This is a genomic window from Terrabacter sp. C0L_2, from assembly GCF_036352015.1.
Lineage (GTDB): Bacteria > Actinomycetota > Actinomycetes > Actinomycetales > Dermatophilaceae > Terrabacter > Terrabacter tumescens.
On the sequence record NZ_CP143557.1, the window covers coordinates 4,428,943 to 4,451,502 of the forward strand.

Here is a 22,560-nt window from a genome sequence, read left to right on the forward strand (position 1 = left end):
GCCTCAGCGGGCGTCGGGTCCGTGCAGGCCGGTGACCCGGCGGTAGACGTCTCGGAACGCCGGCACCTTCGACAGCCTCGAGACGACCGGGTCGACCCCGTGCGGCAGACGGCGCCGAAGGGCGGCGACGGGACCCGAGGCCTGTGGCCGCAGGTGCGCGCGGCCGGCCCCGCCCGTCGTCGAGCGCCTCGACGACCCGTGGAGGGCGTCCGGTCGGCTTGCCACGACGGTGAACTCACCCGTGCCCGAGGTGACGAGGTCGCAGCCCGTGGCGGCAGCCGGCCCCGGGCCGAAACTCCATTCCAGGACGGCGGTCCCGGGCAGCGTGGCGAGGCGGCACTCGACGCGCGGCGAGTCGTCGACGACGAGTCGTGCAGACAGAGGGTGCCCGTCGAGCAGGAGGGATCCTTGGACGACCCGGGGGCGGCCGTGGTGGGCGAGCTGCGGCACCCCGACCGTGAGCAGCGACCCGGAGGGGTTCTCGACGACGGACGTCCGTCGCGGGTCGAGATGACCGAGGAGCGAGCGGCCGGTGGCGCCGAGGTCGATGACGAGGGCGTCGCCGTCCGAACGCGCGCAGACGAGTCGTCCGTCCAGGACGGCCGGTGCGTCCGTGCCCGGCCCGGCGGCGACCCGCCCGACGAGCGGCTCCGGGTGGGCCGACACCGCCCCGTCGTCCTCAACGCGGTCCTCCGCCTGGTCGGTCGCGTCGCTCTCGTCGTCCGTCTCGGCGGGCGCGACCTGGAGCCACACCTCCAGCTCGTCGTCGCGATCCTCCGGGGCGAGGTGGACCCGGGCCGACCACTCCAGCCCCGGCTCCGAGTCCTCGTCGTCGCCCGAGACGGTGAAGATTTCGATGGGCAGGACGCGGACCTGGCCGTGGTGCCGACCGACGAGCACGAGCTCGACGTGTGTCGCGCCGGCGGCGTGCAGAGGCGCCCGTCCGCGGAGCTCGAGCACGTCGTCGACCCAGTTGGCGTCGGCCGTGACGTCCTCCAGGAGGCCGGCCCGGGCGGGGGCCCACGGCTCCCGACGGCTGCGCAACGCGGCGGGCACGACCCGCTCGACCCGTTCGCGGGAGCGCTCGACATCGGTGACCTCGGAAGCCAGGGCGTCCCGACGGACGAGCAGGATCGGCACCTCGGAGCCGCCGGGTCGCCCGGCTTCGGTGCTCACGACGAGCGAGTCCGGCACTCCCGCCTCGGACACGAGCCCGAGCAGGCTGCTCAGCGCGCCCCGGTCGAGCCGGTCGTCAGGGGACAAGGGCAGCACCCATTCGCCCTCGGCATGAGTGCCCTCCGCTCCGTCGACCACGACGCGAACGTTCGGGCGGCGAGCGGCCAGCCGCTCGAGAAGCGGCACGTGAGCGCCTCCGGAGGTGGCCAGGACGAGCTCCCACCGCTCGATCGGTGCCGTCTGGGAGTCGAGGTGGCGCACCAGGGCGCTCGAGTCCCGGGCGTCCTCGTCCGTCACGGGGGTCCAGACGGTGATCCGGCAGGTCATCGCAGTCGTCGTCCTTGTCGAGGCCTCGTCGAGGCACGCTGGCGTGCGTGCGTCACCCTAGCGCCAGACGGACGCCCTCGTGGGGTGGACGGGCCGAGCGCGTCAGTCCGCGACGAGCTCGACCTCGAAGCCCTCGCCGCTCTCGAGGTAGGCGGCGTAGTGCTGCGGACCGCCGGCATGCGGGTGCCGGTCGGCGAACATCAGGGTCCAGCCACCCGACTCGCAGTCCGCGACGACGGCGTCGACCTCGGCACGCGAACCTCCATGGAAGGCAAGGTGGTTCACTCCCGCACGCTTCCGCTCGTGTCGACCACCCTCGACGTCGGGACCCGACTCGACGACCACGTAGAGCGAGCCGAGCTCCCAGGCCTGCCCATGGCCCCAGTCGTCGCCGAGATGGTAGCCGAGCCGGTCCAGCAGCCACCCCCACTCACGCGCGGCGGCGGTGATGTCCTCGACCCAGATCTCCACGTGGTGCAGGCCGCCCCGCCTCCGCCGCACCCCGGCGACGTCCGTCCCGGCGACCTCTCCCCCGAAGTCCCACCTCGCCCGGGCCATGTCGGCGCGGCTGCCGTCGACGAGGCCGCCCACCAGGGGCGTGCCCTCGGCGCGCCATCGCTCGAGCGCGTCGTCCTCGAGGCCCTGCGGCGGCCTCCCGTCGGAGCGGATGACCCGCCACCACGGCACGTCGGAGCCGTAGCGACTCATGACCGTCCCGACCGTGCGTGGGCCCATGCCCCCGAGCCGCTTGGCGATGTCGCCGTAGGCGAGCACCCGCCCCTCGGGGATCGTCGCGACGAGGTCGAGCACACGCTCGGCGTGGTCCTCCAGCGGCACGGGCGTCCTCTCAGTACTCGGGTTGGCTCGGGTCGATCTCCCGGAGGTAGGCGAGTATGCCGCCCTCGACGTTCGCGACGTCCGTGAGCCCCGCGCGCAGCGCCAGGCGCGTCGCCTCGGCCGACCGTCCACCGACCTTGCAGTGGATGAGCACCCTTCTGTCCGTGGGCAGCTCGTCGAACGCCTCACCCGAGCGGAACGCGTCGAGGTGGATGGCGACGGCTCCGGGGATGCTGGCGATCGCGCGCTCCTCGGTGCCACGGACGTCGACGAGCAGCGGTGGCTCGTCTGCGGCCATCTCGTCGGCCATCTCGTGGACGGTGACGGTCGGCAGGTCGCCCTCGTCGGCAGTGGCGGCGCCGGGCACGCCGCAGAACTCGACGTAGTCGATGAGCTCGGTGACGGTGGGGTCGGTCCCGCACACGGGGCAGTCCGGGTCAGCGCGGACCGTGAGGGTGTCCCAGCTCTGACGCAGCGCATCATGGATCAGCAGACGACCGGTCAGCGGCTCCCCGATGCCGAGGAGCAGCTTGATCGCCTCGGTGGACTGGACCGACCCGATGGCCGCACACAGGACTCCGAGCACCCCGCCCTCGGCGCAGCTCGGCACCGAACCGGGCGGCGGCGGCTCGGGGAAGACACAGCGGTAGCACGGCCCGTGGCCGGCCCACCACACCGAGACCTGCCCGTCGAAGCGCAGGATGGATCCCCACACGTGCGGCTTGCCGAGCATGACGCAGGCGTCGTTGACGAGGTAGCGGGTCGGGAAGTTGTCGGTGCCGTCGACGACGAGGTCGTAGCCGCCGATGATCTCGAGGGCGTTCGAGGAGTCGAGGGCGACGTCGTGGCGCTGGACGGTGACGTGCGGGTTGACGCGGTGCACGGCCGCCTCGGCCGACTCGGTCTTGGGCCGACCGATGTCGGCGTCGCTGTGGATGACCTGCCGGTGCAGGTTGGTCAGGTCGACGACGTCTGCGTCGACGACACCGATGGTGCCCACCCCGGCGGCGGCGAGGTAGAGCAGGGCGGGCGAGCCGAGCCCGCCGGCGCCGACGACGAGCACCCGCGCGGCGCCCAGCCGTTCCTGTCCGTCACGTCCGACGTCGGGCAGCAGGACGTGGCGGGCGTACCTCGTCGTCTCGGCCGTGCTGAGGGCCCGACCCGTCTTGACCAGCGGATCCGTCGACATGCCCTCACCGTACTGCTCGGTATGGTGAGACGACACGGTCGTCTGCGGGGGCGGACGGCACGGCCCCCCACCGACCGGACGATCGACGCGCCCAGACCCGAAGAGGACCCGCATGGCTGACGAGACCACACCGCCGGGCCGCGGCCAGCGGCTGCCCCGATCAGAGCGGCGCGCCCAGCTGCTCGACGCGGCGCTCGGCGTGTTCGTCGAGAACGGCTACCACGCCGCCGCGATGGACGACATCGCCGCGCGGGCCGGGGTCTCCAAACCCGTGCTCTACCAGCACTTCCCGGGCAAGCTCGAGCTCTACCTCGCGCTCATCGACCAGCACACCGGAGAGCTCGAGCAGCTCGTCCGTGACGCCCTCGCCCTCTCGGACAACAAGGCGCGCATCAACACGATGACGCGGGCCTACTTCGACTTCGTCGGCCAGGAGGGGGCGGCCTTCCGCCTCATCTTCGAGTCCGACCTCGCCAACGAGCCGGAGGTGCGCAAGCGCCTCGACCAGATCGACCTCACGTGCGCCGAGGCGATGGCCGAGATCATCCGCAGCGAGACCTCGATGGACCAGGAGGAGGCGGTCCTCGTCGGCGTCGCCTTCGTCGGTCTCGCCCAGACCTCGGCCCGTCACTGGCTGACCCACGAGGCGACGCTGTCCAAGGAGACGGCGGTGCGCATCACCGCAGCGCTGATCCGACGCGGCTTCGGGGCCTTCCCCCTTGTCGGACGCGGCGACGGCCGGACCGAGACGTCGGCCGAGGGCGACAGGCCCGGTGGGGCGGCCAGGGAATCGGTCGGCACGCCCGCTGGTTAAGGTGACGACAGGACGCGGTCGACCGCGTCCACCAGAACTGAGAAAGCAGGTTTGACGTGGAGGTCCGCATCGGCGTGCAGAACGTGGCGCGCGAGATCACCTTCGAGACGACGCAGTCGTCCGACGAGATCCACGCCGCCGTCAAGGCAGCGCTCGGGTCAGACGTCCTCGAGCTGGTCGACGACAAGGGCGGGCGCGTCATCGTGCCGTCCGCCTCGATCGGCTACGTGACGACGGGTGCCGAGCGCAAGGCCGGCGTCGGTTTCGGCGCCCACTGAACGCATACGAGAAGAGCTGTCCTGCAAGGGATCACGTGACCACCTCCCGGTGACGACGTGAGACCGACGCAGTGGCGGAGGCCGTCGACCCGCTCGGGTCGGCGGCCTTCGTCGTGCCCGGCCACGCTCGGATGTGGCTGACGGGCGTCAGGCGGGTACAGGGTGGAGGAACGAGCCGGGTCCGCCGGGTCGTCGCCGCCCGCGCTGCGGGCTCGAAGGAGGAAGCGAAGACATGATCGGAACCATCCTTGCCGCCCTCGTCGCGGGTGCGATCGTGGGACCGCTCGCCCGTCTGGTGCTGCCCGGCAAGCAGCACATGAGTGTCCTGCTCACCGTCGTCCTCGGCGCCATCGGCTCACTCATCGGCGCGTTCATCTACTACAAGGCCACCGGCGTCAGTGACACCAAGGGGATCGACTGGATCTCCGGCCTCATCGGTGTCGTCGTCGCGGCCGCGCTCATCGTCGGCTACGGCATGATCACCGGCAACCGCCAGACGCGCTGATCCCCCGGCCGCGCGCCCGACGAGGGCTCGCGTCCCGTTCGTCCTTCGATGGGCGGAATCCCGTGGAAATGGCACCCGTCACATCCACCACTCCCGCCCCAACCGGTGGGACATTGAACTCGTTGCACGTGTTCGTCCGCACCCCTCGCGGATCAAACGGTCACCTCGTGACCAGAAGGAGCTGTGACACATGGTCAGCACCATCATCGGAGCCATCATCGTCGGTGCCATCATCGGCGCCCTCGGCCGGCTCATCCTGCCGGGCAAGCAGAACATCTCGATCGTCGTGACGATCCTCATCGGCATCGTCGCCAACGTCATCGTGACATTCGTCGTGCGCCAGCTCGGCTACTCCAACAACTCGGGCATCGCCTGGATCCCGCTGATCCTCGGTGCAATCGTCGCCGCGATCATCATCGTTCTCTACGGCCGCATGAGCCACAAGTCGGTCTGACCGACCACACCCGAAGGGCCCGACCACACGGTCGGGCCCTTCGTCGTCCCCGGGGGCAGGGCGGCAGACGCCCGCTCAGGCCGACAGGCCGAGGCTCGCCATGCGACGAGAGTGCTCGTCGGTCAGGCGCGCGAACATCCGCCCGAGCTCGGCGAGGTCGGCCCCGGCCCGGCCCGGCGCCCCGACGAGGATGCTGGCGAGGGCGTCGCGCTCCACGCCGACGCGCTGCGCCTGGGTGATCGCCTCACCGACGAGACGACGACCCCACAGCGCGAGACGGCCCGCGAGGCGCGGGTCCTGCGCTATCGCCTCGCGGACGACCATGACGGCGAACTCGGCCTGGCCGGTGTCCTCGAGCACGCTGACGACGAGCGAGCGGGTGTCCTCGTCGACGTAGCGGGAGATCTCCCGGTAGAAGTCCTGCGCGATCCCCTCGCCGACGTAGGCCTTGACCAGGCCCTCGAGCCAGTCGGAGGCGCTCGTGCGCTCGTGGAAGGCGTCGACGGCGGGGACAAAGGGCTCCATCGCCGTCTCCGGCTCGACCCCGAGGGACTGGAGCCGCTCGGTCAGCACGGAGTAGTTGCGCAGCTCGTGGGCAGCCAGTCCGGCGAGCGCCGACTTGTGGCGCAGCGTCGGCGCCAGCTCGGCGTCCTTGGCCAGCTGGCTGAAGGCGCGCAGCTCGCCGTACGCCAGCGCCCCGAGCAGGTCGGTGACGGCCGCGAGGTAGCCGGGCTCGCCGTCCTGCTCCTCGACGCCCTGCCCGGCGTCCTCGCCGGTCTCGGCGGTCTCGCGGTTCTCGGGGTTCTCGGGCGTCGCGTCCTCGCTCATGCGTCCAATCTAGTGAAGGAGTTCGGGCGTTCTGCCCGCTTGCCGGTAGACTGGGCCGGACAACTCGGTGCCCGGTCGGCCCGATGGTTTGCCCAGATGGTGCTCGCGGACTCTCCGCGCACCGGTGGAGCCCGCACGGTGATCACCTCGTGCGAGAGCCACTCACCGTCACTGACAGTCTCCGATCGGCCCGTCACGCGCCACTGAGCTCCCGCGAACGCCGGGGTGCTCGTGCCGATCGAGAGATGCCCATGACCCAGCCCCACGAGATCCCCGCCGACGCGGGGGTCACCACGGACGCGCCCGAGGCCGCCGTCGCGGAGACCGCCGCCCAGCCCGTTGCAGAGACCGCCGTAGAGCCGGCCGTAGAGCTCACCTTCGCGGACTTCGACGTCCACCCCGACATCGTCGAGTCGCTGGCCGAGCACGGGATCGTCCACCCCTTCCCCATCCAGGCCATGACGCTGCCTGTGGCCCTCGCCGGCCACGACATCATCGGCCAGGCCAAGACCGGCACGGGCAAGACCCTCGGGTTCGGCGTGCCGATCCTCAACCGCGTCCTCGCCCGCGGCGACGACGGTTTCGACGCGCAAGCTCGCCCCGGCAAGCCGCAGGCCCTCGCCGTCGCCCCGACGCGCGAGCTCGCCGTCCAGGTCGCGAGCGACCTCGAGCGGGCCGGGCGCAAGCGCGGCGTGCGCGTGCTCACCGTCTACGGCGGCCGCGCGTACGAGCCCCAGATCGAGGCCCTCAAGGCGGGCGTCGAGGTCGTCGTCGGCACGCCGGGTCGCCTCATCGACCTGGCCAAGCAGGGTCACCTCGACCTGTCCCAGGCCCGCACCGTCGTGCTCGACGAGGCCGACGAGATGCTCGACCTCGGCTTCCTGCCCGACGTCGAGACCCTGATGTCGCTGACACCCGCGTCGCGCCAGACGATGCTCTTCTCCGCGACCATGCCCGGTGCCATCGTGGCCCTCGCGCGCCGCTACATGTCCCAGCCGACGCACATCCGCGCCATGGGCGACGAGAACGAGAACGCCCACACGGTCAAGGCCGTCGAGCAGTTCGTCTACCGCGCGCACGCCATGGACAAGGTCGAGATGCTCTCGCGCATGCTCCAGGCCAACGGCCGCGGCCTGACGATCATCTTCAGCCGGACCAAGCGCACCGCCGCCAAGGTGGCCGACGAGCTCGTCGAGCGTGGCTTCGCGGCTGCCGCCATCCACGGCGACCTCGGCCAGGGCGCACGCGAGCAGGCGCTGCGCGCCTTCCGCAACGGCAAGGTCGACATCCTCGTCGCGACCGACGTCGCGGCCCGCGGCATCGACGTCGAGAACGTCACGCACGTCATCAACTACCAGTGCCCCGAGGACGAGAAGACCTACCTGCACCGCATCGGCCGCACGGCCCGCGCCGGCAACACCGGTGTCGCGGTGACCTTCGTCGACTGGGACGACCTGCACCGCTGGGCGCTCATCAACAAGACGCTCGACCTCGGCATCCCCGAGCCACAGGAGACCTACTCCAGCTCCGAGCACCTCTTCACCGACCTCGACATCCCCACCGACGCCAAGGGCCGCCTGCGCCGCTCTCAGCAGAAGCTCGCCGGCCTCGGCGCCGAGGAGATCGAGGACCTCGGCGAGACCGGCAAGCGCCACGGCAAGTCGGGCGCCGGCTCGGGCCGTGGTGAGCGGGGCGACCGCGGTGAGCGCGGTGGTCGGGGTGAGCGCGGTGAGCGTGGCGGCGACCGTGGGCGCTCGCGCGCCCGTCGCGACGACACCGACGCGGCAGCCGAGTCGAGCGACTCGGGCCAGTCGGGCGAGTCGGGCTCCTCGTCCGAGAGCGGCGAGAGCCGTCCGCGCCGCAGCCGCAACCGACGTCGTACGCGTGGTGCCGGGGCTGCGGCCGCCGGTGCCGCAGGCGCCACCGGGGGCGAGGAGTCGGCTCCTGCAGGCGGTGACTCCGCCAACGCGGGCGAGGGCGGCTCGCGCCCGCCGCGTCGTCGTCGCCGCGGTGGCGCCGGTCGTGGCGAGGCCGCTCCGGCGGCCACCGCTCCCGCCGCGGAGTGACGACCGAGAGCTCGTCCTGAGCTCTCACCGAACGGCCGCCGGGCACACGCTCGGCACACGCGAAGGCCCGGGTCGGGCAGCACCTCAGGGTGCGGCCTGACCCGGGCCTTCGCTCGTCCCGGCTGGTCTCGGGACGGGCTCGCGCCTCAGGGCGTCCAGGCGGCAGCGCCGTTCGCGGTCGCCATGCACCACGCGCCCCGGCAGGCCAGGTCGGCCCCCGCCGGGACGGTCGTGGCGGTCTGTCCCCACTCGAGCCCGTCCCACATCCAGAGGGTGCTGCCGTCGTAGCCCGTCGCGACGCAGCGGGTCGCGCTCTGGCAGGCGAGCCGGCTCGGGCTCCACGGGGTCGCCGTCTGGCGCCAGGCGGAGCCGTCGAACCGTGCGGTCACGGCCGCCCCGGTCGAGGACTCCCCGAGCCCCATACACATGGAGGCCGAGACGCAGGTCAGGTCGAAGATCGCCCGCAGGCCGCTCGAGGCGGGCTTGGACCACGACGAGCCGTTCCACCTCGCGTAGCGCCCGGTCCACGTGTCCACGGCCAGACAGCTCGTCGAGGTGGCACACACGATGCGCACGGTGGTGTTGCCGTCCCAGTTGGGGAAGAGCGTGGCCGGCGCGGACCACGAGGTGCCGTTGAAGCGCCGGAGCTCGCCGCCCTGGAACAGGAAGCACGCGGTCGGTGACGCGCACGCGAGGGTCGAGTAGAAGTTGACGTTGTCGAAGGTCGTCGTGGACCCCCACGCCCCGGTCCACTTCCGGAAGGTGCCCGACTGCTGGTCCACCGCGAGGCACCACGTGGACGTCGGGCACGACAGGAGGGAGCCCGACTCGCTGATCGTCGTCGGCCCCGACCAGGTGCTGCCGTTCCAGGTCAGCACGCTGCCGAGGGCGTCGCCGACCATGCACCTGCTGCGGCTGGCGCACGTCAGCTCACCCAGCACGCCGAAGGTCCGGTCGAAGAGCGTCATCGGTCCCCACGAGGACCCGTTCCAGCGGTTGAAGCGGCCCTTGGTGTCGACGATGAGACACATCGACGCCGAGGCGCAGTCGACGACGCGGTTCCTCCAGCCCATCGAGGGGGTCACGTAGCGGGTCAGCTCGGTGACCGTCCACGTCGACCCGTTCCACCGGGCGACGCGGCCCTCACCGACTCCCTGACAGGACGTGGGTGACGCGCACGAGAGGGAGTCGACGTTGACGATGAGGTTGGACCTCGTGTCGGCGATGCGCGCCCACGAGGTGCCGTTCCACCGCCAGGCCCGGCTGCTGTCCGAGCTCGTCACCATGCAGAACGTGCCCGACGTGCACGACACCTCGACGACGTTGTAGCCCGAGGACGACGCGAGCGTCGACGCGCTCCACGTGGTGCCGCTCGCCCGCATGACGCGCACCGAGCCGGTCGACGTCGTCCCCGCGGCCCAGCAGAGCGTCGCGGTGGGGCACGAGACGGACCGCAGCCGGTCGAAGCCCGAGGGCCCGCTCAGCGTGCCGACGCTCGTGCCGTTCCAGAAGCCGGCCCGCGCTCCCGCGTCGACCTCGCCGACGAGAGCGCAGCGCGTCGCGCTGTAGCAGTCGACGGAGCTCCACCTCGCGTCAGCCGCCGTGACGGTCCACGTGCCGGAGCGGTAGACGGCGTAGCCGCCGATGGTGAGGGCCCCGAGACAGAAGGTGGTGGACGGGCACGAGACGTCGGTGAAGCCGCGGACCTCGTCGCCGTTCTGCGGCAGGACCTGCGTCCTGCCGCTCCACGACGAGCCGTTGTAGGTCAGGGCTGCTCCGGCCTCGTCACCGACCATGCACCAGGTCGTGGTCGGGCACGACACCGCTGCGGGTGAGCCCTGGCGTGCCGGGAGGGGGACGCGACCGCCCCACCCCTGGGCCGGGGTCGTCGCCGTGAGGGGCACCGCCTCCGAGAGGTTGCCGGAGGGGCCACGTGCGAAGACGGCATACGAGTACGTGACGCCGGGCGCGACGCGCGTGTCCGTGAACGAGGCCGTGAAGGGTGCGCCGATGGCCACCCCTTCGTAGGGCGAGGCCGGAGCCGTGTCGCCGACGCGCCGGCGCACGACGTAGCCCGCGTTGATCCCGCTCGGCGCCGTCCACCTCAGCGCGACGGCCGAGCCGCTCGACGAGACGGTCGGGGCGGAGACGGTCGGCGGCACGCTGGCGGCGTCCTGCGGCCCCAACACCCAGCCGGCGAGGTCGACGACGAGGTGCACCCGGCTGGACGGGGCGACGGTGAGCCGGACCCAGCCGCCGGCGTCGACGGGAGCGAGCACCTGGGCGGCGACGGTCGATCCGCGCGCAAAGCTCAGCTGCGACACCTTGGGTGTGCCCGTGCCCGGTGCCGACACGGTGAGGAAGCCGTTGCCGGTCGCCCCGACGACCGTGACGTTGACGACCGCCGCGGCGGAACCGTGCGGGACCGGGGTGTAGAGCGGAAAGGCCGTGCCCGGCTCGACCGGGCTGCCGGCCCTCGTGTCGAGGATGCGCTGGGGCGCCGCCGTCACGAGGCCGCCGTCCGCGGACGGGTCGCCGGCCACGACGGCGCCGAGGACGTCCGCGAGCAGGTCGACGGTGACCCCGCTCGACACGCGCAGGTCCACCGTCCCCGTCGGGGACAGGCGCGCGACCACGAGGTTCGAGACGGTCCGACCCGCCGGGAAGTTCAGGGCCGACGTCGACGCGGAGCCGGTGTCGACCGGGGTGACGGCGACGTTGCCGGCCCGCGTCGGCGAGACGGCCGTGACGTTGAGGAGGGCGGCGGAGGCACCGGTGGCCGGCACGCCACCGCGACCGGCGACGGTGAGGTGTACGACCGCCGGACCCGTGACCCGGGCCGCGGGAGCCCCGACGCCCGAGCGGGTGTCGAGCAGTCGCGCGGGTGCCAGCGGGGCGACCGCACCGGGATCCGTCGCCGACCCTGCCGCGACCCACCCCGACACGTCGCCGATCAGCTGGACCGCGCCACCGCTGACCGACAGCGCGATGCGGCCATCCGGACCGACGGGCACGAGGGCGAGGTTGGTGACCGTCTGGCCCGCGACGTAGTTGACGTTCGAGGTCCCCGGCACGCTCTGTCCGGAGGCGTATGCCGTGACGCGACCGTCGCCCGTCGCCGCGGTCACGGTGATGCTGACGAGGACGGCACCGACCCCGGTGGCCGGCACCCCTGCGACGCCTGTCACGGCGACGCTGCGTGACTGTCCGCTGGGGACGATGCCCGCCGGCGCCCCGCGACCGACCCTGGTGTCGAGGATCCGGGCGGGGTGCACGAGCACCACCCCGCCAGGCATCGACGAGCCGGTCGAGACCATCGGTACGGCCGAGACGGCCGGGACGGCCGATACGGCGCGCGCCGGGCTGGTCGCGAGCGCACCGGCCGGCGCGGGCGAGGCGACCACCCCGGCGACGGCGGCGAGCGCGACGGCTGCCGTGGCGACGACGCGGCGAGCGCGCAGTGAGAACGCGGACATGATCCGACCCCCTGTCAGTCGTGGATCACACCCACGAGCGCGCTGATCCTAGGGCCGGGCCGGGGGCCGCACAAGCAGTCGCGCGCCCCCACCTGCGGGCCGCCCGTCGGGTCCGACCCGTGGTCTCGTCGCCGCGGCGGGCCATGCAGGCTCCTACGCTGGTTCCGGTCGTCCCGGACCGAGCCGAGGAGCGTGGGTGGAGTGAAGCTGCACGAGTCGATCGACGGTCGGTTGCGCGCGTTCATCGAGAGGCAGCACCTCTTCTTCGTGGCGACCGCGCCCCTCTCCCGCGACGGGCACGTCAACGTCTCCCCGAAGGGCCTGGACGGCTCCTTCGTCGTGCTCGACGAGCGCACGGTGGCCTACCTCGACCTCACCGGGAGCGGCTCCGAGACGGTCGCCCACCTGCGGGAGAACGGCCGCATCACCGTCATGTTCTGCGCCTTCGAGGGCGCGCCCAACATCGTCCGGCTGCACGGGACAGGTCGCTACGTCGGCCTGCAGGACAGCGAGTTCGACTCCTACCGAAGGCTTTTCGCGGATCTTCCGGGCGCCCGGGGCGTCGTGGTGGTCGACGTCGAGCGCGTCTCCGACTCGTGCGGGTATGCCGTCCCGCTGATGACGCACGACGGCGACCGGGACCTGCTGACCCGGTGGGCCGACAACCGTGGCGAGGAGGGGCTGGCGACCTACCGCGCGACGAAGAACGCCGCGTCGATCGACGGCCTCCCGGCCCTCGACACAACCTCCGGCACGACCCCCGACGCAACCCCCCGAAGCAACCCCCGAGACGCAGCCCGACGCTACGCCTTGAGGGAGCTGACAGGCGAACGGCCGGGCCCCGAAGGACCCGGCCGCACGCATACGCCCCCGTCGGGCGCACGCCAGACGATGGTCAGGCGCTGATCGTCGCGGTGTCGATGACGAAGCGGTAGCGCACGTCGCCGGCGACCACGCGGTCGTAGGCGGCGTCGACCTCGTCGGCCGAGATCTTCTCGATCGTCGCGCCGATGCCGTGCTCGGCGCAGAAGGCGAGCATCTCGGCCGTGGCGGGGATGCCGCCGATGTTCGATCCGGCCACGACGCGGCTGCCGCCGACGACGGCACCGGGCGCGAAGTCGTAGTTGCCGGCGGGCAGGCCGACGTTGGCGATGACGCCGAGCGGGCGCAGCAGACCGATGTAGGTCTGCATGGGCAGGTCCGCGCTGACGGTGTTGATGATGATGTCGAAGGTGCCCTTGAGGCTCTTCAGCACACCCTCGTCACCGGTGGCGTAGTAGGCCGTCGCGCCGAGCGCGAGGCCGTCGTCCTTCTTGGCGTCGCTGCGGCTCAGCACGCTGACCTCGGCGCCCATGGCGGCGGCGAGCTTGACGGCCATGTGGCCGAGGCCGCCGAGGCCGATGACGGCGACCTTCTTGCCGGGGCCGGCGCCCCAGCGCTTGAGCGGCGACCACACGGTGATGCCGGCGCAGAGCAGCGGGGCGGCGACGTCGAGCTCGATGCCGTCGGGGATGCCGACCGCGAAGCGCTCGGAGACGACGACCTGCTGGGCGTAGCCGCCCTTGGTCTGCTCGCCGTCGTAGCCCTTGCCGTTGTAGGTCATGACGGCGCCCTTGGAGCAGAACTGCTCCTCGCCGTCCTTGCAGAACTCGCACTCGCCGCAGGAGTCGACCATGCAGCCGACGCCGACGCGGTCGCCGACCTTGTACTTCGTGACGCCGTCACCGACGGCCGACACGATGCCGGCGATCTCGTGCCCGGGGACCATGGGGAAGTGCGCGCTGCCCCACTCCTCGCGGACCTGGTGGATGTCGCTGTGGCAGATGCCGGCGAACTTGATGTCGATGAGGACGTCGTCGTCACGCAGGTCGCGGTGCTCGACGGTCCGGGCCTCGAAGGCGGCTCCAGCGCTCGGGGCGACCAGGGCGGGGGTGGAAATCAAGAGGGTGTCTCCTTCGTGGTGGTTGGCGACGCTCTCAGGTGCAGCGCAGCCTGACCACCATTCATTCCCCGCCGGCCGGTCCCGGCGAACGGTGCGACCCGGGTCACAGCCTCGAGAGCAGGGCCGTCGCGACGTCGCGGTAGGCCTGGGCGCCCTTGGACGTGCGGGCCGTCGCGAGGATCGAGCGGCCCACCGCGGGCGCCTCCGCGAAGCGCACCGTCTTGGGGATCGGCGGCTCGAGCACCGGCAGGTCGTAGCGCTCCCCCACGTCGGCGAGCACCTCGCGCGCGTGGTTGCTGCGGCCGTCGAAGAGGGTGGGCAGGATGCCCCACACCTCGAGGTCGCGGTTGAGGATCTTCTGCACGTCGGCGACGGTGTCGAGCAGCTGCCCGACGCCGCGGTGGCTGAGCATCTCGCAGGGCATCGGGATGATGAGCGCGTCGGCGGCCGTCAGCGCGTTGAGGGTCAGCACCCCGAGGCTCGGCGAGCAGTCGAGCAGGACGACGTCGTATGCCGTGTCGACGCCTTCGAGGGCCGAGCGCAGGACGTACTCGCGCCCGGGCCGTGGCAGCAGCATGGCCTCGGCGCCGGCCAGGTCGATGGCCGACGGGACGAGGTCGACGCCCTCCTCGGAGGTGACGACGACGTCGCCGATCTCGGCCGAGCCGGTGAGGACGTCGTGGATCGAGCGCTCGACGGTGTCGGGGTCGACCCCGAGGGAGAAGGTGAGGCAGGCCTGCGGGTCGAGGTCGACGAGCAGGACCCGCTGGCCGAGCTCGGCCAGGGCCGCGCCGATGCTCGCGACGGACGTCGTCTTGGCGACGCCACCCTTCTGGTTGGCCAGCGCGATGACCGTGGGGCCTCCGTCGGCAGCGGGCCGAGCGCTGCCGGACGCCGTGGACGAGCCGGACGTGCGGGTGCGGGGCGCCATGCGTCCCAGTCTGTCAGGTCGAGCGCTCAGAACGCCGAGATCGTCCGCGGGGCGCGCTCGGCACGTGACAGAGCCGACACGACGACGGGCCCTTGGCCGTGCCGGCGCACAACGAGCCGTGTCAGGAGGGCGAGCACCGCAGGTCGGTGTCAGGCATCGTCGCGCTCCCGTGGGGTGGTGTCGTAGCCCGCCGGCTCGAGACCGGCCCAGTCGGACTTCTCGGGCCCCATCTGCTGACCCTCGGGGCAGTGGGCGCGGAAGTCGCACCACGAGCAGATGGCCGAGGTGCGGGGCGGGAACCGGCTCGACTCGACCCCGACGTCCTTGAACTCGGCGTCGGCCCGCCGCAGGTCGGACGCGATCGACTCGGCCTCGGCGATCTTGCGCCCGAGCGACTCGTCGGTGTGCTCGTGCGAGGAGACCGTGCCCGAGGGCACGTGGTGCAGCTCGACCCGGTGGCACGGCCGGCGGAACATGCGGGCTGCCGCGACGGCATACAACGCCAGGGGCAGCGACGTGCGCGCGTCGTCGTCGGTGGGCACCTGTCGGCCGGTCTTGTAGTCGACGACGACGAGCTCGCCGTCACGGTCGTCGAGGCGGTCGATGCGGCCCGTGATGGCGACCTCGTCGGTCTTGAGCGACACGCTGCGCTCGATGCCGACCGGCTGGTTGTCGCGGTCGCTCGTGCGGAGGTAGTCGGTGACGGCGTCGCGGACCCGGAGGCGCCAGGCGGCGGACTGCTCGGGGTCGCGGAAACCGACGTCGATCCACGACGTGCGGACGAGCTCGGCGACCCCGGCGGGCGTGCGCTGCCCGGCGGGCAGGTCCCAGAAGTCGCGGAGGACGTTGTGCGTCGCGATGCCGACGGAGGTGTGGGCGCGCTGCGGCCGGGCCTGCGGACGCGGACGGTCGAGGTACTGCATGCGGTAGCGGCGCGGGCAGTCGAGCCAGGCGAGCAGGCGCGAGGGCGACCCGGAGTAGAGCGGCGTGGGCATGCCGGCGAAGGTCGTCTGCTCGGCTGGTCCCGTCGTCACGCCGACACCCTACGACGCAGGACCGACACCACGTCCGACGACATCCCCACCCCGGCGTCGTGGACCGGCAACGGTCGCGAGCCGGTCTGCGGCCGTGTGGAACTCGCGCTCGAGCGTGTCCACGACCTCGGCGACGGGTGCCACCGAGCGGATGCTCTGCAGCCCCTGCCCGGCCGCCCACAGCTCGGACCAGCGCTTGGCCTCGGACACGGCCACGTCGTAGTCGCGCACGTCGTAGTCCCGGTGGCCCGCGCGCCCACCCGCGCCCACACAGCCGGGAGCGGCCTCGCCGGCAAGCCGGTCGGGGTCGAGCCCGTGTGCGAGCAGGCTCGGGCGCAGCCACGAAGCGTCGGCGCCGGTGATGCCGTCGCTGACAACGAGGTCGTCGGGCCCGTGGTCGACGACCATCTGCTTGTAGGCGTCGGCAGCCCTGCTCTCGGTCGTCGCGAGGAAGCGGGTGCCGAGGTAGACGAGGTCGGCGCCGGCTGCCACGGCTCCCGCCACCCCGGCGCCGTCGGCGATGCCGCCGCCCACCGTGACGAGCCCGTCGAAGATCTCGCGCACGGCCGAGACGAACGCGAACGGCGAGAGGTGCCCGGTGTGCCCGCCGGCCCCTGCACTGATGCAGGCGAGCCCGTCGACACCGGCCGCGATCGCCTTGCGGGCGAGGGCGAGGTCGACGACGTCGGCCACGACGAGACCGCCGTAGCCCTTGACGACCTCCATGACGGGTCGCGGGGAGCCGAGTGCGGTGATGACGACCGGCGGCCGGTGTTGCGCGACGAGCGCGAGGTCGTCGGCGAGCCTGCCGTTGGTCCGGTGGGTGATGAGGTTGACCGCCCAGGGTGCGGTGCCCGCGCCGGCCGAGACGATCCCGAGCCACTCGTCGAGCTGCTCCGGGGTCCGGCAGTTCTGGGTCGGGAACGCCCCGAGGATGCCGGCCCGCGCCGCGGCGACGACGAGCTCGGGCCCGGACACGAGGAACATCGGCGCCGCGACGACGGGCAGCCGCAGCGAGCGCAGCAGCTCGTCCGGCGTCACTCAGGAACCCCGGTCCGGCGCAGCATCCGCTTCAGCACCTTGCCGACGGCGTTGCGGGGCAGCTCGTCGCGCACCTCGAGCCGCTCGGGCAGCTTGAACGAGGCGATCTTGCGCTGGCGCAGCCACGCGACGAGCTCCTCGAGCGTCAGCGTCTCCCCCGGCCGCAGCACGACCACGGCCGCGACCCGCTCCCCCAGCCGCTCGTCCGGGTCGCCGATGACGGCGACGTCGGCGACGGCGGGGTGGTCGGCGATGAGGCCCTCGAGCTCGGCCGGGGCGATGTTCGTGCCGCCGCGGATCACCTGGTCGCGGGCGCGGTCGAGGTAGCGGAGGAACTGGCCGCGGTCGCCGGCGATCTCGAAGAGGTCCCCGGTGCGCAGGTAGCCGCGGTCGTCGAAGGGGCTCGGCAGCTCCTCGCCGTGGAGGTAGCCGGCGAAGACGCTCGGCCCGCTGATGTGCAGCTCGCCCGGGTGGCCGGGCTCGGTGACGTCCTCGCCCGTCACGATGTCGACGAGGCGGGTGTCGGTCCACTCGCCGGCCCGCGTCGACCACGTCACGCCGGGTGCGCCGAACCGGGGGAAGAACTGCGCCCGGTCGTCGGGGTCGGGGAAGTCCACCGGGCTCGACAGCAGCCCGATCCCCTCGTTGGAGCCGAAGAAGTTGATGACGCTGATCCCGCGGCGCTCCTGCCAGCCGCGCACCATCGCCGGCTGGAGGGGCGCCGAACCCGAGCCGATCCGCGTCAGGCTGCTGACGTCGACGCGCGCCATGAGCTCCTCGTTGCCGAGCAGCATCCACAGCAGCGCCGGCGGTGCACACGTGTAGGTGACGCGCTCGGTCGCGACCTGCCCGAGGAAGGTGGGCAGGTCGAACGGGTGGTGCTGCACGAGGACGCAGCCGGTGAGCAGCCACGGCAGGAACATCCCGCTGATGCCCGCCATGTTGATCATCGGGAAGGGGTTGAGCAGCACGTCCTCGACCGTGACCTGAGGCGCCTCGGTCGTCGCGACGCCGACCGCGAGCCAGTCCATGTGGCAGCGCGGCACGCCCTTCGGCGCGCTCTCGGTGCCCGACGTCCAGCAGATCGTCACGGCGTCGTTGGCCTCGTTGGGGTCGCCGGCCGCCTGCGCCTCGACCGTGCGGCGGTCGGCGTCCGTGGCCGCCTCGGGGTGCCACACCCGCACGCCGATGGGGAGCTCGGACGTCTCCGACTCGGGGCCGTACGCGACGACGGCGCGCACCGACTCGACGTCCGCGAGCGCCGTGGCCGCGTCGGCCGCGAGGTGACGCTCGCCGAACCGTGCACAGCTGACGTATGCCGTCACGCCGGCTCGGGCGCACATGCTGGCCACCTCACGCTCCCGCAGCTGCACGGGCAGCGGCGAGACCACGACCCCCAGCCGCCACGCAGCGAGGTAGACCTCGACGAGCTCGACGGTGTTGGGCAGCTGCACCGCCAGCACGTCACCCCGTACGAGCCCGAGCGACAGCAGGCGGCCCGCGAGGGCGGTCACCTCGGCGTCGAGCTCGTGCCACGTGAGCCGCCGCGGCGGCGAGCCGAGCAGGGCCCCCCGGTTGGCGGGGTCGACGACGGCGACCGCGTCGCCGCGGGCCAGGACCTGGTCGGCGAAGAGGCCGTCGAGCGTCTGCTCGCCCCACCACCCTCTCGCGCGGTAGTCGGCGACCTTGTCCGGCGGGTGGAGTCCCCGTGCCGGCTTCCCGGCCGAGGTGCTGGCCGACGTTGCGGCCGACGTTGCGGCTGATGTCACTGCGTCGGTCATGACGTCTACCTGACCCCTCGACGTGCGGTGCGCGGGACGATCTCGATGTCGCTGCCGTGCAGGTCGGCCGAGCACTGGTCGCACGCGAGGGCGACGGCGAGCGGTGCCCCGCACGGCACGTGCTGCTGGACGAGCGCAGGACCCTCGGCCGCGGCATACCAGTGCTGCGCCCAGTCGATGGCGACCGCGACGACGGGGTAGAAGGCATGCCCCTTGGCGGTGAGGTGGTACTCCGCCCGGCCCACCCGACCCGGCCCGCGCCGGCCTCGGGCCTCGAGGACGCCGATGTCGCAGAAGGACCGCAGCCGCTCGGCGACGAGTGCGGGTGGTGCGCCCAACGCGTCCACGAAGTCGCCGAAGCGCGTCAGTCCCCGCAGGGAGGCGCCGATGAGGGCCGAGGACCACCGGTTGCCGAAGATCGACATCGTCTCGGGGAAGAGGCCCGCCTGCGACCGGTCGGCACGGATGTCGGAGCGACGCCGCGTGGTCGAGTCGGGGACGGATCGCTCCCACGACCCGCTGGGGCCCCACTCGGCGTGCACGGTGCTCGACGGCACTGCCCCACGGCACACCCTGCAGGTCAGGTCGGGCGAGAAGTCCTGCCCGCAGAGCGCGTGGCGCATCGCGGGCAGCGTCTGCGCGTGACCCGGCACCCACTGGCGCTCCCAGTCCCAGATGGCGATGGTGACGGGCCAGAGGCCACGGCCCCGGGCGGTGAGGACGTACTCGGCCCGCACCGGCCGGTCCTGGTAGACGACGCGGTGCAGCACGCCCTCGCGCTCCATGGTGGCCAGCCGCGACGAGAGGACGGCGTTGGAGATCGCGACCTCGTCGAGGAACTGGCCGTAGCGCGTGGTCCCCCGCAGGGCGCGCTGGAGGATGAGCAGGGTCCACTCGTCACCGAGCAGGCCGAGCATGCGGCCGATGGCGTTGGTCGAGCCGGGCTCGAGCTGGGTGGGGACGGTGCCGAGGTCGACGTCGTCGACCGTCGGCTCAGAGGCCGATCGCATCCGCTGCCGTCTCGGCGGTGCTCCAGCGACGCAGCTCGGCCCCCGGCGCCCACGTGGAGTGGGTGCCGCTCGAGATCCGCTCCGGCAGCCGGAGCTTGCAGACCGGGCCGTCGGAGACCCGTGCGGCGTCGAACACGACGCAGTACGAGGCGTTCTCGTTCATGTCGGTCGTCAGGGTCACGAGGTAGCCGTCGTCCTCACCGGCGCTCCCGACGCGTGGCGCCATCGCGGTCTCGCTGCCGAAGACGTTGTCGCCGAACGCATACCGCTCCTCGGTGCCGGTCTGGAGGTCGTGCTTGACGAGCCCGTCGAAGAGGAACCAGGCGGGCTTGCCGGTGGCGGCGTAGGCGTAACGGTACTTCCCGCCGGCGTAGGCCCCGTTCATCATGCCGAACTCCGTGATGCTGTCGGAGAGCTGCTCCTCCCTGACGAGCCCGGTGCGCAGGTCGAGCCGCCAGCGGTGCAGCCGGGCCTGCATGCGGTCGAGGGCGAGGAAGCGGAAGGCGCGCTCCCACCGGTTGCCCATGCCGTTGTCCTTCGGCTCGGGGTCGCCCTGGTAGAAGCCGTCGAGGACGATCTCGTCGCCGTCCTCGTAGGCGTTGACGAAGTGGAGCACGTACGTCGACTCGGCCTCGAACCACCGGATGTCGCTCGTCTGCCCGCGCCGCGGCACGACGGCGAAGCGGCTCGGCATGTCACGGTGGAAGCGCGCGACGTGCGCTCCCTTGGCGAGCGCCTCCGGCTCCCAGAAGAGCGGGAAGTCGTTCAGCACGACGTAGTTCTCCGTGAACGCCATGTCGTGCGGGAGGCGGGGACCCGGCAGCGGGACGTCGATGTAGTGCACGAGGTCGTCGGCCTCGTCGACGACGCCGTAGTGCATGTACGGCGCGTCCTTGCTGTAGTTGAAGAAGAGCAGCTCGCCGGTGCGGTCGTCGACCTTCGGGTGGGCCGAGACGCCCCAGTCGAAGGGGAACCGGCCGTGCCACGTCGCCTTGCCCAGGGTCTCGGCCGACATCGGGTCGAGCCGGTAGAGGTCACCGCACTGGTAGAAGCTCGTCAGGGCCGTGCCGCGGTGCACGACGACGTCGGTCGACGACGCGTCCTTCATCTGCCTGCGGGCACCCCAGCCGTCCTCGCGGAGCGAGAGGTAGGGGGGCTCGGCGAGCCCAGCCCACAGCGACTGCCCGGCCTCCTGCTCCGCGAGGAGCCCGTCGGTGCGCACGAACCGGTTGCGGTAGAAGGCTTTCCCGTCGCGGAAGCCCACGACGTGGACCATGCCGTCGCCGTCGAAGGGGTGGTAGTGCTTGAGCGACGGGTGCACGGGGTTCTCGGTGTTGCGGAGGTAGACGCCGTCGAGGTCGGTCGGCACCTCTCCCTCGACGACGTCGAGGTCGTCCGCCCGCCACTCGGTGGTCTGCGGCTGCCACGGCCCCGTGCGGTAGGGGTGGTCGTCGTCCGCGGGCAGCGTCGAGAGCATCCGACCGACGATGTCGATGTCCATCCGGGTCTCCTTGCCTCGCAGTGGTTTCGGGTGGTTCAGGGGTGGTCTAGAGGTGGTCTCGGGGGTGGTGGTCAGTCGTCGACGGCGCCGACGACGAGGCTGACGGTGGTGGCGGTGCTGCCCCCGAAGTTGAGCGTGCCGAACGTGCGGGCACCTTCGACCTGGTAGTCGCCCGCGGTGCCGCTGACCTGCCTGGTGGCGTCGAGGAGCATGCGGATGCCGCTCGCCCCCACCGGGTGGCCACCGCCGATGAGCCCGCCGCTCGGGTTGATCGGCAGGCGCCCGCCGGGAGCGATCGACCCGTCCTCGACCGCCTTCCAGGACTCCCCCGGCCCGGTGAGGCCGATGTGGTCGATGGCGAGGTACTCGGTGGGGGTGAAGCAGTCGTGGACCTCGAAGCCGTCGAGGTCCTCGAGGGTGACGTGGGCCCGGTCGAAGGCGTCGGTGACGGCCCGGCGCACGTGGGGCAGGACGTAGAGCTCGTCCCGGTCGCGCTCGAGCTTCTGGCGCAGCCCGAGCCCGACGGTGCGATGGCCCCAGCCGTCGATGCGGGCGACCGGCCTCCGGCCGGGGTGGTCGCGCAGCCACGCGTCGGAGACGAGCACCACGCCCGCGGCGCCGTCGGTGACCTGGCTGCAGTCGTAGCGGCGCAGGCGGCCCTCGACCACGGGGTTGAGGGCGTCGTCCGTCGCGTCCGGGCCGGTCAGGTCGGGCAGGTCCCAGGCGCGGGTCTGGGCGTTGGGGTTGCGTCGGGCGTTGGCGAGGTTGAGCGCGGCGATGGCGCGCAGGTGCGCGTCGTCGAGACCGTGGCGCCGGTCGTACTCGTCGGCGACGACGCTGAAGACGTGTGGCCACATGAAGCGCGCGCCCTCGCCGTCCCGCCCCACCCAGGCGGCGGCCCCCAGGTGCGTGGCGGCCTCGTCGCCGGGCACGGTCTTCTCCAGCTCGACACCGAGCACGAGGGCGCAGTCGTAGTGGCCGGCGCGCAGGTCGGCCATGGCGGCGAGCAGCGCGACACCGCCCGACGCGCACGCAGCCTCGTGGCGGCTCGCGGGCAAGCCCCACAGGTCGGGGCGCACCGTCGCCGGCATGGCGCCGAGGTGGCCCTGGCCGGTGAAGAGCTGCCCGAAGGCGTTGCCGACGTGGACGACCTCGACGTCGGCAGGAGCGGCGCGGGCCGCCTCAAGGGTGCCGTCGACGACCTCGCCGACGAGGTGCGACACGTCGCGGCCCTCGCGGGTCAGGTTGCGCGCGAAGTCCGTCTGGAACCCACCGAGCACCCAGACCCCGTCCGGGGAGGTGCTCGGGCTGCCGGCCGTCATGTCCGCCTCCGCTCCCGACGCCGCCGTCGGTGCCCAGCCTGTCCTTCA

General features: G+C 72.4%; 19 protein-coding genes. 6 read left to right on the forward strand and 13 right to left on the reverse strand.

Going from position 1 to position 22,560, the window contains the following annotated elements; genetic code table 11:
• Positions 1–3: 3 nt before the first annotated feature.
• From U5C87_RS20580 to moeB, 3 genes are all read right to left on the reverse strand, one after another.
• Complete coding sequence (locus U5C87_RS20580) at positions 4–1,503, reverse strand: hypothetical protein (RefSeq protein WP_330474293.1); 1,500 nt, start codon at positions 1,501–1,503, stop codon at positions 4–6.
• Positions 1,504–1,605: 102 nt separating this feature from the next.
• Complete coding sequence (locus tag U5C87_RS20585; protein WP_330474294.1) at positions 1,606–2,340, reverse strand: MGMT family protein; 735 nt, start codon at positions 2,338–2,340, stop codon at positions 1,606–1,608.
• A gap of 10 nt (positions 2,341–2,350) precedes the next feature.
• Entirely contained in the window at positions 2,351–3,529 is a 1,179-nt protein-coding gene (gene moeB / locus U5C87_RS20590; protein ID WP_330474295.1) for a molybdopterin-synthase adenylyltransferase MoeB, read from the reverse strand.
• Positions 3,530–3,641: 112 nt separating this feature from the next.
• Here moeB and U5C87_RS20595 point away from each other — a divergent pair, with 112 nt between their 5' ends.
• The 4 genes from U5C87_RS20595 (at position 3,642) to U5C87_RS20610 (ending at position 5,580) form a co-directional block, all read left to right on the forward strand.
• Positions 3,642–4,343 (forward strand): TetR/AcrR family transcriptional regulator, encoded by a 702-nt coding sequence (locus U5C87_RS20595; RefSeq protein WP_330474296.1) that lies wholly within the window; start codon positions 3,642–3,644, stop codon positions 4,341–4,343.
• Between the two features lie 56 nt (positions 4,344–4,399).
• On the forward strand, positions 4,400–4,621 hold the full coding sequence (locus U5C87_RS20600) for a DUF3107 domain-containing protein (RefSeq protein WP_330474297.1): 222 nt from the start codon (positions 4,400–4,402) through the stop codon (positions 4,619–4,621).
• 232 nt (positions 4,622–4,853) lie between these two features.
• Positions 4,854–5,126, forward strand: a complete 273-nt coding sequence (locus U5C87_RS20605) for a GlsB/YeaQ/YmgE family stress response membrane protein (protein WP_030194590.1) — start codon at positions 4,854–4,856, stop codon at positions 5,124–5,126.
• A 190-nt stretch (positions 5,127–5,316) separates the two neighbouring features.
• Positions 5,317–5,580 carry a GlsB/YeaQ/YmgE family stress response membrane protein gene (locus U5C87_RS20610; protein ID WP_330474298.1) on the forward strand — a complete coding sequence of 88 codons (264 nt, stop codon included), beginning with the start codon at positions 5,317–5,319 and terminating at the stop codon, positions 5,578–5,580.
• 75 nt (positions 5,581–5,655) lie between these two features.
• On the opposite strand, the gene U5C87_RS20615 is transcribed toward U5C87_RS20610, so the two are convergent.
• The gene (locus U5C87_RS20615; protein ID WP_330474299.1) at positions 5,656–6,408 is read right to left on the reverse strand and encodes a ferritin-like fold-containing protein; all 753 of its coding nucleotides are present in this window, start codon (positions 6,406–6,408) and stop codon (positions 5,656–5,658) included.
• Positions 6,409–6,653: 245 nt separating this feature from the next.
• On the opposite strand from U5C87_RS20615, the gene U5C87_RS20620 reads away from it, so the two are divergent.
• Positions 6,654–8,474 carry a DEAD/DEAH box helicase gene (locus U5C87_RS20620; protein ID WP_443082079.1) on the forward strand — a complete coding sequence of 607 codons (1,821 nt, stop codon included), beginning with the start codon at positions 6,654–6,656 and terminating at the stop codon, positions 8,472–8,474.
• A 146-nt stretch (positions 8,475–8,620) separates the two neighbouring features.
• Here the strand turns inward: U5C87_RS20620 and U5C87_RS20625 are convergent, their stop codons facing one another.
• On the reverse strand, positions 8,621–11,950 hold the full coding sequence (locus U5C87_RS20625) for a fibronectin type III domain-containing protein (protein ID WP_330474301.1): 3,330 nt from the start codon (positions 11,948–11,950) through the stop codon (positions 8,621–8,623).
• 201 nt (positions 11,951–12,151) lie between these two features.
• On the opposite strand from U5C87_RS20625, the gene U5C87_RS20630 reads away from it, so the two are divergent.
• A complete protein-coding gene (locus U5C87_RS20630; RefSeq protein ID WP_330474302.1) occupies positions 12,152–12,856 on the forward strand; it encodes a pyridoxamine 5'-phosphate oxidase family protein in 705 nt (234 codons plus the stop codon).
• Here U5C87_RS20630 and U5C87_RS20635 read toward each other — a convergent pair.
• From U5C87_RS20635 to U5C87_RS20670, 8 genes are all read right to left on the reverse strand, one after another.
• Positions 12,846–13,892, reverse strand: coding sequence for an NAD(P)-dependent alcohol dehydrogenase (locus U5C87_RS20635; protein WP_330474303.1), 1,047 nt, complete (start codon positions 13,890–13,892; stop codon positions 12,846–12,848). The genes U5C87_RS20630 and U5C87_RS20635 overlap by 11 nt on opposite strands.
• A 103-nt stretch (positions 13,893–13,995) precedes the next feature.
• Positions 13,996–14,823, reverse strand: coding sequence for a ParA family protein (locus U5C87_RS20640; protein ID WP_330474304.1), 828 nt, complete (start codon positions 14,821–14,823; stop codon positions 13,996–13,998).
• Positions 14,824–14,972: 149 nt separating this feature from the next.
• Positions 14,973–15,857, reverse strand: a complete 885-nt coding sequence (locus tag U5C87_RS20645; RefSeq protein ID WP_330474305.1) for a RecB family exonuclease — start codon at positions 15,855–15,857, stop codon at positions 14,973–14,975.
• Positions 15,858–15,866: 9 nt separating this feature from the next.
• Positions 15,867–16,898 carry an NAD(P)H-dependent flavin oxidoreductase gene (locus tag U5C87_RS20650; RefSeq protein ID WP_330474306.1) on the reverse strand — a complete coding sequence of 344 codons (1,032 nt, stop codon included), beginning with the start codon at positions 16,896–16,898 and terminating at the stop codon, positions 15,867–15,869.
• Positions 16,895–18,679, reverse strand: a complete 1,785-nt coding sequence (locus U5C87_RS20655) for a class I adenylate-forming enzyme family protein (RefSeq protein WP_330474307.1) — start codon at positions 18,677–18,679, stop codon at positions 16,895–16,897. The genes U5C87_RS20650 and U5C87_RS20655 overlap by 4 nt, the downstream gene beginning before the upstream one ends.
• 5 nt (positions 18,680–18,684) lie before the next feature.
• A complete protein-coding gene (locus tag U5C87_RS20660; RefSeq protein ID WP_330474308.1) occupies positions 18,685–19,689 on the reverse strand; it encodes a winged helix-turn-helix transcriptional regulator in 1,005 nt (334 codons plus the stop codon).
• Positions 19,673–21,190 carry a carotenoid oxygenase family protein gene (locus tag U5C87_RS20665; RefSeq protein WP_330474309.1) on the reverse strand — a complete coding sequence of 506 codons (1,518 nt, stop codon included), beginning with the start codon at positions 21,188–21,190 and terminating at the stop codon, positions 19,673–19,675. The genes U5C87_RS20660 and U5C87_RS20665 overlap by 17 nt, the downstream gene beginning before the upstream one ends.
• 71 nt (positions 21,191–21,261) lie before the next feature.
• Positions 21,262–22,512 carry an acetyl-CoA acetyltransferase gene (locus U5C87_RS20670; protein ID WP_330474310.1) on the reverse strand — a complete coding sequence of 417 codons (1,251 nt, stop codon included), beginning with the start codon at positions 22,510–22,512 and terminating at the stop codon, positions 21,262–21,264.
• Positions 22,513–22,560: the final 48 nt, after the last annotated feature.

Bases quoted from the DNA above. Each gene is read 5' to 3' on its own strand.
- U5C87_RS20595 (WP_330474296.1), top strand. From the start codon at position 3,642: ATGGCTGACGAGACCACACCGCCGGGCCGCGGCCAGCGGCTGCCCCGA.
- U5C87_RS20610 (WP_330474298.1), top strand. From the start codon at position 5,317: ATGGTCAGCACCATCATCGGAGCCATCATCGTCGGTGCCATCATCGGC.
- U5C87_RS20655 (WP_330474307.1), bottom strand. From the start codon at position 18,679: ATGACCGACGCAGTGACATCAGCCGCAACGTCGGCCGCAACGTCGGCC.
- U5C87_RS20605 (WP_030194590.1), top strand. From the start codon at position 4,854: ATGATCGGAACCATCCTTGCCGCCCTCGTCGCGGGTGCGATCGTGGGA.
- U5C87_RS20665 (WP_330474309.1), bottom strand. From the start codon at position 21,190: ATGGACATCGACATCGTCGGTCGGATGCTCTCGACGCTGCCCGCGGAC.
- U5C87_RS20615 (WP_330474299.1), bottom strand. From the start codon at position 6,408: ATGAGCGAGGACGCGACGCCCGAGAACCCCGAGAACCGCGAGACCGCC.
- U5C87_RS20580 (WP_330474293.1), bottom strand. From the start codon at position 1,503: ATGACCTGCCGGATCACCGTCTGGACCCCCGTGACGGACGAGGACGCC.
- U5C87_RS20640 (WP_330474304.1), bottom strand. From the start codon at position 14,823: ATGGCGCCCCGCACCCGCACGTCCGGCTCGTCCACGGCGTCCGGCAGC.
- U5C87_RS20670 (WP_330474310.1), bottom strand. From the start codon at position 22,512: ATGACGGCCGGCAGCCCGAGCACCTCCCCGGACGGGGTCTGGGTGCTC.
- moeB (WP_330474295.1), bottom strand. From the start codon at position 3,529: ATGTCGACGGATCCGCTGGTCAAGACGGGTCGGGCCCTCAGCACGGCC.
- U5C87_RS20625 (WP_330474301.1), bottom strand. From the start codon at position 11,950: ATGTCCGCGTTCTCACTGCGCGCTCGCCGCGTCGTCGCCACGGCAGCC.
- U5C87_RS20620 (WP_443082079.1), top strand. From the start codon at position 6,654: ATGCCCATGACCCAGCCCCACGAGATCCCCGCCGACGCGGGGGTCACC.
- U5C87_RS20660 (WP_330474308.1), bottom strand. From the start codon at position 19,689: ATGCGATCGGCCTCTGAGCCGACGGTCGACGACGTCGACCTCGGCACC.